The sequence below is a fragment of the Methylomusa anaerophila genome (assembly GCF_003966895.1).
Lineage (GTDB): Bacteria > Bacillota > Negativicutes > Sporomusales > Sporomusaceae > Methylomusa > Methylomusa anaerophila.
Genome location: NZ_AP018449.1, coordinates 2,129,291 through 2,142,586 on the forward strand (window position 1 = coordinate 2,129,291; position 13,296 = coordinate 2,142,586).

At 47.2% G+C, this 13,296-nt stretch carries 13 protein-coding genes; 11 read left to right on the forward strand and 2 right to left on the reverse strand.

Going from position 1 to position 13,296, the window contains the following annotated elements; genetic code table 11:
* Positions 1-5 precede the first annotated feature (5 nt).
* Complete coding sequence (locus MAMMFC1_RS09505; protein WP_126308304.1) at positions 6-887, forward strand: alpha/beta fold hydrolase; 882 nt, start codon at positions 6-8, stop codon at positions 885-887.
* A gap of 110 nt (positions 888-997) precedes the next feature.
* Here MAMMFC1_RS09505 and MAMMFC1_RS09510 read toward each other — a convergent pair whose 3' ends face one another.
* Complete coding sequence (locus MAMMFC1_RS09510) at positions 998-2,329, reverse strand: L-lactate MFS transporter (RefSeq protein WP_126308305.1); 1,332 nt, start codon at positions 2,327-2,329, stop codon at positions 998-1,000.
* Between the two features lie 156 nt (positions 2,330-2,485).
* On the opposite strand from MAMMFC1_RS09510, the gene MAMMFC1_RS09515 reads away from it, so the two are divergent.
* The gene (locus MAMMFC1_RS09515) at positions 2,486-2,713 is read left to right on the forward strand and encodes a hypothetical protein (RefSeq protein WP_126308306.1); all 228 of its coding nucleotides are present in this window, start codon (positions 2,486-2,488) and stop codon (positions 2,711-2,713) included.
* Positions 2,714-2,831: 118 nt separating this feature from the next.
* On the forward strand, positions 2,832-3,458 hold the full coding sequence (locus tag MAMMFC1_RS09520) for a hypothetical protein (RefSeq protein WP_126308307.1): 627 nt from the start codon (positions 2,832-2,834) through the stop codon (positions 3,456-3,458).
* Between the two features lie 112 nt (positions 3,459-3,570).
* Here the strand turns inward: MAMMFC1_RS09520 and MAMMFC1_RS09525 are convergent, their stop codons facing one another.
* Positions 3,571-3,924 (reverse strand): RNA-binding protein, encoded by a 354-nt coding sequence (locus MAMMFC1_RS09525; RefSeq protein WP_126308308.1) that lies wholly within the window; start codon positions 3,922-3,924, stop codon positions 3,571-3,573.
* Between the two features lie 425 nt (positions 3,925-4,349).
* Here MAMMFC1_RS09525 and MAMMFC1_RS09530 point away from each other — a divergent pair, with 425 nt between their 5' ends.
* From MAMMFC1_RS09530 to MAMMFC1_RS09565, 8 genes are all read left to right on the forward strand, one after another.
* Positions 4,350-5,579: a PucR family transcriptional regulator gene (locus tag MAMMFC1_RS09530; RefSeq protein WP_126308309.1), complete on the forward strand. Its 1,230-nt coding sequence runs from the start codon at positions 4,350-4,352 to the stop codon at positions 5,577-5,579.
* 256 nt (positions 5,580-5,835) lie between these two features.
* Positions 5,836-7,155 (forward strand): 4-aminobutyrate--2-oxoglutarate transaminase, encoded by a 1,320-nt coding sequence (gene gabT / locus MAMMFC1_RS09535; protein WP_126308310.1) that lies wholly within the window; start codon positions 5,836-5,838, stop codon positions 7,153-7,155.
* Positions 7,156-7,291: 136 nt separating this feature from the next.
* Positions 7,292-8,548, forward strand: a complete 1,257-nt coding sequence (locus MAMMFC1_RS09540) for an amino acid ABC transporter substrate-binding protein (protein WP_197723965.1) — start codon at positions 7,292-7,294, stop codon at positions 8,546-8,548.
* Positions 8,549-8,644: 96 nt separating this feature from the next.
* Positions 8,645-9,517: a branched-chain amino acid ABC transporter permease gene (locus MAMMFC1_RS09545; RefSeq protein WP_126308311.1), complete on the forward strand. Its 873-nt coding sequence runs from the start codon at positions 8,645-8,647 to the stop codon at positions 9,515-9,517.
* Positions 9,518-9,528: 11 nt separating this feature from the next.
* The gene (locus MAMMFC1_RS09550; protein WP_126308312.1) at positions 9,529-10,512 is read left to right on the forward strand and encodes a branched-chain amino acid ABC transporter permease; all 984 of its coding nucleotides are present in this window, start codon (positions 9,529-9,531) and stop codon (positions 10,510-10,512) included.
* The gene (locus tag MAMMFC1_RS09555; RefSeq protein ID WP_126308313.1) at positions 10,509-11,258 is read left to right on the forward strand and encodes an ABC transporter ATP-binding protein; all 750 of its coding nucleotides are present in this window, start codon (positions 10,509-10,511) and stop codon (positions 11,256-11,258) included. Before MAMMFC1_RS09550 ends, MAMMFC1_RS09555 begins: the two co-directional genes overlap by 4 nt.
* Positions 11,258-11,983: an ABC transporter ATP-binding protein gene (locus MAMMFC1_RS09560; RefSeq protein ID WP_126308314.1), complete on the forward strand. Its 726-nt coding sequence runs from the start codon at positions 11,258-11,260 to the stop codon at positions 11,981-11,983. Before MAMMFC1_RS09555 ends, MAMMFC1_RS09560 begins: the two co-directional genes overlap by 1 nt.
* 44 nt (positions 11,984-12,027) lie before the next feature.
* Positions 12,028-13,194, forward strand: a complete 1,167-nt coding sequence (locus tag MAMMFC1_RS09565; protein WP_126308315.1) for an iron-containing alcohol dehydrogenase family protein — start codon at positions 12,028-12,030, stop codon at positions 13,192-13,194.
* Positions 13,195-13,296: the final 102 nt, after the last annotated feature.

A 13,296-nucleotide genomic window follows, 5' to 3' on the forward strand; every position in this document is an offset into this window, starting at 1 on the left:
GTGTGATGACAAGTGCGCCTGAATATAATCGGATATGCAAGCTTAAAGATGCCAGGAACTTTGGATATGCTGTAGCCGGAGATCCTGGCGGCAAACCTGTTTTTTTTCTGGGCGGCTTTCCCGGCTCGCGTTTTGACGGTTTGGCTATCGACGAACCGGCCCGGCAGGCTGGATTGAAAATAATATCCATCGACAGGCCGGGATTTGGCTTGTCGGACTTTCTGCCGAAGCGAACTTTTGGTGATATAGCGGGAGATATTGGACAACTGGCAAACGAATTGAAAATCAATAAGTTTGCTGTGATGGGTATTTCCGGCGGCGGCCCCTATGCGGCCGCCTGCGCCATGTCAATGCCGGACAATATTACTTCAACGACTTTGGTTTCTAGTATCTGCCCCATAAATACACCTAAACTGTTGCATGGCATGAAGCCTTTTTACCGGCGCCTTATAAAATTCTCGTCTTATACTACCATTGGGCTTCGCTTGGCTATCCTCAGACAGATGAAGCTAGCCAAGAAAGATTCACTCGGGTATTTTCTTGACATATTAAAGTTCAACCCCCCTTGCGACCAAATTGCGATTTTGAATTCCCGCATTCACGATTTAGCTTTGTCCACGGCCAATGAGGCCTATAGGCACGGGGTTGCACCCGTGCTGCATGAAGCCCGTCTTTATATGCAGGACTGGGGATTTGACCTGGGCCAGGTACGATCCAAAGTCATCATATGGCATGGGGCAAAAGATGAGATGACGCCAATTGCCATGGGGGCATACCTGTCTAACCGGATTCCGGTCGCTGAGGTGCATTTTTGCGAGGACGAAGGTCATTTCCTGCTGCTGAATCGGGCAAGGCAAATACTGAAGCAGGTGGCGGAAAATTTTTGAGTCCGGAAGCCGAAAGATAAGGATGACTTGCTGAAAAGAAAAATGCAGCCTGTCCCTGATAGGGGCGGCTGCATTTTTCTTGCGGTGAGTGGCCGGATAATTGATAATTTTTATCGCTCTAGCCTAGGTTCGGCGTTAGCCAGGTTTTCTGATCCTGGCACAAATTTTTTATTGCTTAAAAAGAAGGTAAGGATCAGGCCCAGAAATAAGATTACGGAAGCGGAACCAAAGGTATAATAAGTGGCCTGACTTTCGAAATTATCTTTGAGGAAGGCAACAATCTGAGGGCCGACGATTCCGCCGCAGCCCCAGGCAGTGAGGATAGTACCGTAAACAACCGGCATCACCTTTGGCCCAAAGACGTCAAGCACAAAGGAAGGCATAGCCCCGAAGCCGCCGCCGTAACACAGCAGGATATAACAGACAAGAACGCCGAAAATAATCGGATTACTGACGAACAACAAAGCAACAAAGACCACGAACTGAGTGCCGAGGATGAAACGGAAAGCCTGTACCCGGCCGATTTTATCAGACAGTCCGCCCCAAAAGAAACGGCCCAGCCCATTAAACACCGAACTGACGGCAATCAATGTAGCGCCGGCAGCGGCCAGCCCGGCCACCACTTGCGGGTCAGTCAGCGTAGCCGGATCCATCCCCTGTTTCAAAAGATCCTGCAGCAGGGGGGACTGAAAACCAATAAACATAATGCCGGCAATAATGTTGAAAAAGAATATTGTCCACATCGACAGAAATTTGCCCGAGAGAATACACTGCCTGGCGGTAATGTTATCCTGTGAGGCCTGGCCGCCGGCAACCGCAGGCGGAGTGTAACCTTTCGGCAGGAAGTCGGGAGGCGGATTCACAAGGAAATAACCGGCGGGCAGGGTGACGATAAGCATAGCCGTACCGGCATAAGAGAATACTTGGACAAGACTGCCGCCGGTTACGGACATCAGGAAGGGGGCCAGGAACTTGGCCATAATCAGGGCGCCAAACCCAAAACCCATAACAACCATTCCCGTGATGAAGCCTTTCTTGTCTGGAAACCACTTGGCGACAGTTGCCACCGGCGTTACATAGGCAAGGCCCGCCCCTATACCGCCGATAACACCATATCCGAGATAAAGAAGCGGCAGATTTTGGGTATCGAGGGCATAGGCCGCACCAAAATAACCGGCGCCAAACAGGGCGCCGCCAGTCATGGCAAGTTTTCGCGGACCAAACTTGGGGAGGTTGATACCGCCCCAGGCGGCTGCCAATCCAAGGGAAAAAATAGCTAGGCTAAATGCCCAGGCAACTTGGGAGTTAGTCCAGTTATTCGCCGCCATAATCGGCTGCTGGAAAAAACTCCAGGCATAAACGGTCCCCAGTGCCAACTGCAGCACGGTTCCCATGATGGCTATCAGCCATCGGTTGGGAACATTTTGTAATTCTGTTCTCATAATTTCCTCCTCTTAAATCAAACTAAACCATACATAACCAAATATTTTGAAAATAAAAACCTACATTTTGTATTATAAACAGTATGGAAATAAAATTCAATATGTTTTTAATCGTTTTAGTTTAATTATGTTAGTGAAAGCTTGCGACGGGAGGTATTGAAAAATAATATCCATCGGCAATCGGCAGGCCGGGATCTTGGCTTGCCGGATTTTCTGCACTGTTGCTGGGAATTCAATATACTTAGGACTGATAGTCCGGAAGATGACTTGCTGAAAAGAAAAATGCAGCCTGTCCCTGATAAGGGCGGCGGCATTTTTGCGGTGAGTGGCTGGGTAATTTCAGTTTCAGTTTGCGGCGGGGACGGAGCTAATCGTCACAGGTAAAAAAATTCTTACTCTAAAACAAGGATTTAGAAAATCTCGGGACGAATTTATAACATTATGTTATTTCGTCCCTAAGATGGGCAATGTTGGGAAATGAAATAAAGGACACGAGGACACTATGAAAGCATTACTGAAAGGCCTGATAGTGGTATTACTAACAACTATCCTGTTGGGTTGCCAAAAGGCATCTAGCCCGGTAATATCTGGTCCGGAACACGCCGTAAACGATGTAACCGCATATTTCCCGAGTGAATCCAATATGATCTGGGTTTATCAGGGAGAGGGCAACGAATTTGCCGGCTTTACCCGGCGGGTGATGATTCGGCAAGGCAATCGGGTGCAGTTTAGTGAAGACAACGGTGGTACAAAAATGATGATGGTGTTCCAGGTTTCAGCAGGAGAGGTAAAGCGGACGTTTTTTGTACCTGAATTCTATACGGATAAGAATATGCTGAATGAACCGGATAATCTGGCGGAAGTGATACTAAAGGCACCGTTAAAAAGCGGTGCTGTGTGGCAGGATGCAAGAAACAGGCGGGAAGTGCTGGGTATTAGCGAGAAGATAACAGTACCGGCCGGTACTTTTGAAAACGTGGTTAAAATCAAGGTTACTCCTTTACAGGGAGGACCTCAAGGCAGTCAATTATTAGAATACTACGCGCCTAATACGGGATTGATTTTGCGGGAATTTACCGCCGGGGATAATTTCAAAGTTTTGTCAAAACTAGATAATTTTAAGCCTTGATCCAATTTTGAAGACACCCACTTCTATAAGTGGGTGTTACCACTTCCAAACTTCGGTGGGGGTAGAGTCCCCCACCGAAGCCCCGAAGTTTAGCAGAAGCTAAACGAGTTCACTATTCCAATACTTCCGTAAACAGGATCACGGTCACAATATCGTCTTGATTTACCGGAGTATTGTAGGTCCTGGAAAGGAACTGCTGCATTTGGCTAATGCTGGTGATATTGGGATTTTCTATTTGTAGATCCTGGCGGGAAAGATTCGATATTTTTTTTACCAGAATTCGGTCGATAATAGCAGTATATACTTTTTTCCTGCCGGCAACCGGTTTGCCTACCGTTATCCAGACTACTTCGTCTTCACAATATTTTTTGGTTTTATCACCTAAACGTACGGTACCCTGTTGGCGATAATCCTTGTCGCCGGCACGGCAGTAGTAGTTTTCCGGTGAAAAGTTTATTGATTTCATAGTAGACCTCCGGCTGTTAAATGTTTTAAACGGCTTTCTTTAGACGGCATTGCCGGTAAATCGGGTTCGAAAATGCAAAAATGGCGCCGGTGGTAAAATTAATATTTACCATAAGCGCCATTGCTTAAAAAAAGTCTTTGATATGAATAGGGTAGCATACTGCCAGGGGAAAAACTATGGGATATCCTAACAAAGATAGAGGGTGTCAATTGGGCATATATCACGAAGAAATATGGGTATTTTGTTGACCTTATTAATAAAATTTGATATCCTTAAAGAATCATATAATAATCATATACTGAGCGTTCATAATCACATTCAAATGTGATTTAGTCGAAGAAGACTGTAATGTCGTGCATCCATGACATTATAGTCTTCTTTTTTAGATTATGCTTTGTATTGGGGAGAAGGGCGGGGATGACAGGATGATAAGTTGCCGGGAAGTGATAAATCTGCGTTCACTGGCTAAGATTAAGGTTGTGGCGGGTCATGCCGGTTTGGACCGGATTGTGCGCTGGGTACATTTTCTCGATCTGCCGGATGTTGTCCCCTGGGTACAGGGGGGAGAGCTGCTTTTTATTACCGGCATAGGATTGAACGGTGATACGCAAAGGCTGGCAGATGTTGTGCGGGGCATTATCGCTAAAAAATTGGCTGGGCTGGTAATTTATATTGGCCCTTATATAAAAGAAACTCCGGTCGAGGTCATCACTTTGGCGGAGGAAGCAAAGTTTCCGGTTTTTGAACTGCCATGGGAGGTCAAGCTTGTCGAGGTGACTCAGGAAGTATGCAGTTTTATTGTGATGAAACAAACGGAAGAACGGTCGCTAAACGATCTTTTGGAACAGATTCTTTTCCGTTCGTTGGAAGACCCGGAACTGTTGAGTCAACGCGCAGCCTATTACGGCTATGATTTGTCCAAACCGCATCAAGTAGCCATCATAAACCCTACTAATTTAGCATTATTCATCCAGGAGAAAAATCTGAAAGACGAAAAGGCGTTAGTTGCCTTTAAGATACGGTTTGAACAAACAGTACGTGAGATTTTAACCATGCGCAGCACAAAAATCCTTTCGATGCTGCGGCTGGACGAAGTTATTTTACTACTGCCCCATGAGAAGAAAATCACAGGATCGCGGTATAATATTGCGATCTTAGCAGACATTGTGGAGAAACTTTCTGCTAAGATGCCCGGTTTAGAGATAGCGGCGGGTTTAGGCGGGAGATTTGAAGATTTGCGTGGCGCCAGGCCGAGCTATATTCAGGCTAATAAAGCCCTGCGGTTTGCCGCATTTAAGACTGTCTCCCGGCCGATTTATGCCTATGAACGTCTGGGAATTTATAAGCTGTTATTCGAGATCGAGCCCGCTAAGCTGGCTTCCTATTATCAGGATGTGATCCAGCCGCTCAATGACTACGATAACGATCAGCAAATGGAGCTGGTAGCCAGCCTGTTTGCTTACTTTGAAGAAAATGGCAATGCCGTAAAAACTGCCAGGCGACTCTTTGTCCACCGCAATACATTGGACTATCGTCTGAAAAAGGTTGAGGAAATCACCGGGAGAAATTTAAATGATGCCTATGACCGCCTGACGCTGCAATTGGGTGTAATTATCGGGAAACATTTGACCCGTGAAGTTGATGATTTATTGTAATACTTAAAGCTTAGCGAGCTTAATGAGTTTAATGAACTTAATAAGATCACAAAATATGCAAGCGTATTTTATGAGATATGCACATAGACGTATGGGGCCATATTTGTTACATTTTATACATAAATAAATCAGTAACAATGAGTGTGAGTGCTTTCAAAAACAACAATTGTATTTAGCAATGACGCTGAATCAATATCCGCGGGATATTATCAGCGTTTTTTGTTTTGAATGGCTCATTTCAGAGAGGGGTCTTATAATGGGCAAGCCGGAAAAACTTACGGAAGGACTTTTGCAAAGAAAAAATAATGCAGTTGCAAGAGGGATATCAAACTCCACCACAATTTTTGTTAAAGAGGCAAGGGGAGCTGTTATCACAGATGTAGAGGACAGGCAATTTCTTGATTTTTATGCGGGTATTGGCACTCTTAACGTCGGTCATTGCCCGGAACCGGTGGTCAAAGCTATCCAGAGCCAGGCGGCGAAATTACTCCATTCCTGTTTCATGGTGACTATGTACGAGCCTTATGTCGCTTTGGCTGAAATGCTAAATTCGATAACACCGGGGTCATTTCCCAAAAAGACGATGTTTGCCAACAGCGGGGCGGAAGCAGTGGAAAATGCAGTTAAAATCGCCCGGCATGCCGCCAAAAAGACAGGTATTATTTCTTTTGAATGTGCTTTCCACGGACGTACGCTAATGACCATGAGCCTTACCAGTAAAGTGAAACCGTATAAATATGGATTCGGTCCCTTGGCGCCGGATATTTACAAGGTTCCGTCCGCCTATTGCTACCGTTGTCATTATCAGTCCACATACCCCGGCTGCGGCCTGCATTGTCTGGATAATTTCGAACGTTTTTTCACAGCGGAAATTGACGCCGAACATATTGCGGCAATGATTATCGAACCCATTCAGGGCGAAGGCGGGTTCCTGGTACCGCCGCCGGAGTTTTTGCCAGGTTTAAAATCCATCTGTGAAAGTAAGGGAATTTTGTTTATTGCCGACGAGGTGCAAACTGGTTTTGCAAGAACCGGGAAAATGTTTGCGGTGGAACACTGGGGGGTCGAACCTGATTTAATGACGACAGCCAAATCCATTGCCGCCGGTGTACCCTTAAGTGCTGTAACCGGCAAAGCGGAGATTATGGATGTGCCGGAACCCGGCAATATTGGCGGAACTTATGGCGGCAATCCTCTGGCCTGCGCTGCCGGGCTGGAAACTATCCGCTTTATTCAGGATAACGGTCTTTGCGGCCGGGCAGAGGTGATTGGCCGTCAGACTATGACAAGGCTGAAGGCTTTGCAGGAAAGATGTCCGGCAATCGGTGATGTCCGGGGCCTTGGCGCCATGATTGGCATCGAACTGGTCAAAGACAGGCAAACGAAAGAGCCTGCTAAACAGCTAGTGGGAAAAGTTGTGGCCGATTGCTTGCAGCAAGGGCTTATCATCCTTGGCGCCGGCATATACGGCAATGTGATTCGCTTGTTAATTCCCCTGGTAGTTACCGATGAACAGTTGGACAGGGGACTGGCAATTCTGGAAGAAAGCATCCTCCGGGCCAGTGCAGTATCCTAAGTAAATACGGACAGCATTTAACACAGAAGGATTGTTTGGCGGGCAAAGGCGCTTGTCGGCAGCTTACAGCTGTTGATACGCGCTTTTTTTATATAGCTCTTATAAAAACTTATAAAAATGCTGGGAGGTATTCTCTGTGAAAAAAATTATGCTGCTTGTCTTATGTTTGCTAGTGTCCTTATCACTTGTTCTTACCGGCTGCAATGGCTTGAAGACGGAAAACCGTGATTATTACAAGGTCGGGGTTATCACTTCCCTGTCCGGCTCGGAAGCATATGGCGGTAATGTTACCCGCCGGGGTTATGAACTCTGGGCGGAAACAGTGAACAAAAAAGGCGGGATCAAGGTCGGGGATAAGTCTTACCAGGTTAAGCTGATATTTGCTGATGACCAAAGTGATCCTAACGCCGGCGCTGATGCGGTACAGCGAATGATCACATCGGAAAATGTGGACTTTATTTTAGGGCCTTATACCAGCGGTGTTACTATGGCGGTAGCGCCGATTTTAGAAAAGTACAAAGTTCCTATGATAACAGGCTCGGCGGAATCGCCGCTGATTTGGAAACAAAAATTCAAGTACACCTTTGGAACGATTCCGGCGGTTGATTTAACCGGCAGCAACCCCATCGGCACCCTGGCGAAAAATGTGCAGCCTGCTCCCAGTACCATAGCAATTCTTGGTGTGAATGATCCCTTCTCCAAGGCTGTAGCCGAAGCTTTTAAGGCGGCTGCCGAAAAAGAAGGACTTAAAGTCGTTAAATATGATATTGTCCCGGCGGGAACCGACTTCACCCCGTTGATCAGCGCTATTAAGGGGCTAAATCCCGACATTCTCGCTGTCGGCGGTCATGAAAAAGAACATATGGAAATAATCAAAGCTTCGAAATCCCTTGGCCTTATGCCTAAAGTATTTTTAATGCACTATGGCATTACTACTCCTGACTTCATCAAAAATTTAGGCAAGGATTCTGATTTCGTTATGGGGGCTACGACCTGGACGCCGGACCTAAACTACAAAGATGAAGTTTTTGGTTCAACGAAAGAATATGTGGAAGCAGCTAAGCTTCGCTATGGCACTACCCCTGACTATACGGAAGCCGCCTGTGCGGCAACCGGGGAGATTTTTGCCGCCGCCCTGGCCAAAATTAATGCTCCCCCCGCCCTCAACGAAGAGCAGCGGGAAAAACTGGCCAAAGCCCTGGAAGAAGTGAAACTGGAGACTTCTTTATATGGTCCCATTCAGTTTGCCACCGACGGCAACTGGTATCATAATAATACCGGCTTAAAAGCGCTGACCATTCAGCTTATGAATGGCGAGCAAGTCATCGTCGGACCGAAAGAAGTTAAGCTGAAAGATCCGGTTTATCCGGTGCCGGCGTTAAGTTCCCGGTAAATAAGGCAAGTCAGGCCTTTGGAAGCCACCGTACAGGCAAAGGCGCATTACGGTGGTTTCCCTTATCTTCAATACCGATAAGAAGGTGTAAAAAATATGGAACTGGTGATACAAACTTTGATCAACGGCTTATTAATCGGCGGTATCTTTATCATGATTGCCGTTGGATTTTCGTTAGCCTTCGGGGTTATGGACATCATTGATTTCGCCGTAGGTGAATGGGTGATGCTCGGGGCATTTGCGGCTTATTGGGTACAGACTTTATTTAAGATTGATCCTTTACTGATATTGCCTTTTATTTTCCTGCTTTTCGGCGCTGTCGGCTATTCCTTTCAGCCTGTATTGCAGAGCGTCATTAATATCAAACATCGCAGCGCGGCTTTGATGGCCCTGGCTTTTACCTTCGGCTTATCGACTTTTTTCCGGGGATCGGCCCTGACTTTGTGGGGGTTTAATAACCGTAACATTACCACATTTTTGTCTGATCAAAGCATTACTATTCTCGGTATCACATTACCGGCGTTGCGGTGTGTGGCGACTGTTACCGCCATTATTACAACAGTGGCATTCATGCTGTTCCTCAAAAAAACCAGAACGGGAGTTGCCATCCGGGCTGCCGCTGAGAATAAAACGGTTGCCGGATTAATGGGAATAGACGGAACCCAGGTATCCCGGCTTGTTTATGCAATGTATGCGGCCTTGACCGGTATGGCCGGGGTTTTTATCGGCGCCATTTTTTCCGTAAATCCGGATATGGGGCTCAGGTATACCGCCTTTGCCTTTTTTGTGGTCGTGGTTGGCGGCATGGGGTCTTTGTCCGGCGCTATCGCCGCCGGGTTGCTCCTTGGCCTGTTAGCCAGCTTTGTATCAGTATATATTGGCGGCAGCTATGTTTTTTTGGTACTGTTTATGTTTCTGTTCATGATTCTCATCTTTTTGCCCAAAGGCGTTTTGGGTAAAGGAATTTAAAGGGGGGGTTAATGGTGAAGTCCCTGAACAATTTCCGGTTGATCAGTTATGGTATGCTTGTTGTTTTGCTTTGTGCGTTGCCCTTTGCTTTACCTACCTTTTGGGTCCGCATTGCGACCGGAGTATTTATGTGGGTAGGCTTGTCCTTAAGTTGGAACATGATTGGAGGATATATGGGATATGTTAGCTTCGGACACGGCGCCTTCTTTGGCGTCGGCGCTTATATAACCGGCCTCTTAATGACCATACAGGGTTTTTCCTTTTTGCCGGCAATGTTAATTTCAGGCATTTTGACCTGTCTTTTTGCCGGTTTTGTTGGTTATACCACATTGCGCTTAAATGGCGCCTATTTTGCTATCGGAACATGGGCTTTTGCCGAGATGATGCGTCAGACGGTGCTGGTGTTGCCTTTTACCGGCGGGCCTAACGGCCTCAGACTGCCCCCGGAAGTCAACGAAAATTTATTCTTTTTCTTAATGCTGATACTGGCACTCATAGTGCTGGCCTGTTGTTACATCGTGTTTGAGAAAAGCTCTTTCGGCTTGAAAGTCAGAGCAATCCGGGAAGAGGAAACGGCGGCTCAGAGTCTGGGTGTTAATACCGTGTGGGTGAAGATTCAGGTGTTTGCCATCAGTGCTTTGTTTCCGGGGATTATCGGCGCCGCTTATGCCTATTGGATGACTTATATCCATCCCGACAGCGTGCTTGGCCCATTGATTGCCGACCAAATGGTGGTGATGGTACTCCTGGGTGGTATTGGCACTTTGTACGGTCCGATTATCGGTGCGGCCGCGATGTATATTGGCAACCGCATCATTTGGATTACCTGGGGTGACAGTTCCGGCTACCTGATCATCCTTGGCCTGGCAATCTGTTTGATTATTCGCTTCCTGCCGCAAGGACTGGTCAATTTAGGGGTATTGGGCAGAATGCGGGTCAGATTGGATAAAATGATTTTATGCCGGACTGAGGCGCGAGAGGAGGCTTCGAAATGAGCATAATTGAAATTGAGGGCCTGAATCATTTTTTCGGGGGACTGAAAGCCATCGACAATTTTAATTTAACTGTCGCGGCAGGTAAAGTTCACGGAGTGATTGGTCCTAACGGGGCGGGTAAAACTACGCTTTTTAATTTAATAACCGGCGCATTCAAGCCAAATAACGGCAAAATTTATTACCGGGGAGTTAATATTGCCGGCAGGAAGGCCCATCAGATCGCCCGGATGGGCATGGCGAGGACGTTTCAAAACCTGAGGCTTTTTGGTGATTTGACAGTGGCCGAGAACATTCAGGTTGGCAGGCTTCATCATCACCAAAGCCGGAAAAAAGAACAGAATCCTTTTGGCCATGACGAAAAAGCTGTTCTTCAAAATTTATTAAATATAGCCGGACTTTCCAGCCGGGCCGGGAAAAAAGCCAGCAGCCTCCCCTACGGTTTGCAGCGCAAGCTGGAGATTGCCAGGGCTGTGGCAACTGAGCCTGAAGTGTTGCTCCTTGACGAGCCGGCTGCGGGTATGAACCCTATCGAAGTTTTGAATTTGGTGGACTTAATCCGGGATATTAAGAATCAGTTCGGTCTTACCATTATTTTAATTGAGCATCAAATGAAACTGGTTGACGCATTGTGTGATTATATTACGGTGATGAATTTCGGCGGCGTGATCGCCCAGGGAAATCCACAGGCTGTTAAGCAGGACCCGCTGGTTATTAAAGCGTATCTTGGGTTGGGGGAAGTAGGCTGATGGCTGATATGGAAATAATTTTGTCAGTAAACAATTTAGAAGTGGTGTATGGCGGGATTAAGGCGCTGCAGGGCATTTCCTTTGTAGTAAACCGCGGCGAAATTGTCACTCTTATTGGGGCAAACGGCGCCGGCAAATCCAGTACCTTACGGGCCATTTCCGGTGTGGTCCCTGCCGGCGCGGGTTCCATTATTTTTAAGCAAAAAGAAATTACCAATCTGCCGTCGCATTTGATTGCCCGTGGCGGTTTATCGCATGTACCGGAAGGACGGGGCGTTTTTACTAAATTATCGGTGGAAGAGAACTTAATTGCCGGCAGCTACCTGCGCCAGGATAAACCGCAGATTGCCAAGGATATGAATAATGTGTACGAAATGTTTCCCCAACTGGGCGAACGTAAAAAACAGCTGGGCGGCAGCCTTTCCGGCGGGGAACAGCAGATGCTTGCCATCGGGCGGGCCATCATGAGCGGCGCCGAAATGCTTCTGCTGGATGAGCCTTCCATGGGGCTGGCCCCGTTGATTGTGCAAGAAATTTTCGGGATTATTAAGCGCATCAATTCTACAGGCAAGACGGTTTTGCTGGTGGAGCAAAATGCCAATCAGGCCTTAAAGGTGGCCAATAGGGCATATATATTGGAAACCGGGCGGATTATAATGGCCGGCAATGCCGTCGAAATGATTGACAATCCTGAAATTAAGCGGGCTTATTTAGGCGGTCATTAAAGGATTTATAATGAATTTAAAACTTTAAAGGGAGAGACTTGCCAATGAATGACTTTACTTTTGTCCTGCCAACAAAAGTGATTTTTGGGGCCGGGGCGATAAAAAATATTGTTGATATTTGTAAAAGCCGGCACCTGGGCAAAATTTTCATTGTTACCGGCCGGACATCTACCAAAAACTCGCCTCATTTTCAGGATATTCTTGCCCTGCTTGAAAATTCAGGGCTGCCGGTCCGGGTATTTTCCGAGGTTGAAGCAGATCCCAGTGTGGAAACGGTAGACCAAGGCACGGCACAATTAATGGCATTTCAAGCCGATGCAGTGCTGGCTTTTGGCGGGGGCAGCCCGATGGATGCGGCTAAGTCCATGAGCATGGTCAGCGCCAACGGCGGGTCTATTCAGGATTATTTGCGCGGCAGGCGTTCGATTGTCAAACGCGGCGTTCCTCTGATTTGTATACCCACAACTGCGGGTACGGGCAGCGAAGTAACTGCCGCGGCCGTCACCACGGATAAACAAAGCAAGGAGAAAATCGGCATTTCCCATGAATTTATGATGCCGCTGCTGGCGATTGTTGACCCTCTTCTCCATGTCAGTATGCCTCCCGCCGTCACTGCTGCCACTGGTATCGACGCCTTGACCCACGCCATGGAAGCCTTTGTCGCGGTGAAAGCCAATCCGGTTACCGACAGTCTCGCGATTCAGGCGATTAAACTTATTGGGAGTAATTTACGGGCGGCCTATGCTCAGGGAGATGATTTAACGGCCCGCAGCAATATGGCTTTGGCCAGCCTTATCGCCGGAGCGGCTTTTACTAATGCCGGGCTGGGGGCCGTTCATGGCATCGCCCACCCCATAGGCGCCCGGTTTGGCATTTCTCATGGCGTGGCTAATGGTATTGTTCTCCCTTATGTGATGGAATATTATTGGCAGGACGGCAATGCTAAGTTTCGTGATATTGCAGCCGCATTGGGGGAAGATGTTCAGGGCAGGGCGGACAGGGAAGCCGGCTGGAAAGCCATTGCGGCTATTAATAAACTCAAACAGGACATTGCCATTCCTGACACGTTAGCTGCTGTGAATATTGCCGGTGAAGCACTGGAAGATATCGTAAAGGACGCGGCTACCTACCGGTTGCTGTCCAATAGCCCGCGGCGTTTAACAGTAGAGGACTTACGGATTATCGTCGGCAGAGCGTTTGGTAATTGCTGAAATTTGTATTATAATTTATTATAATTGTTATGCCCTACAGTTTATATAAACTGTAGGGCATTTGTCACATTATTAAGAAAAGCTTGCGGCAGAAGATAAAGG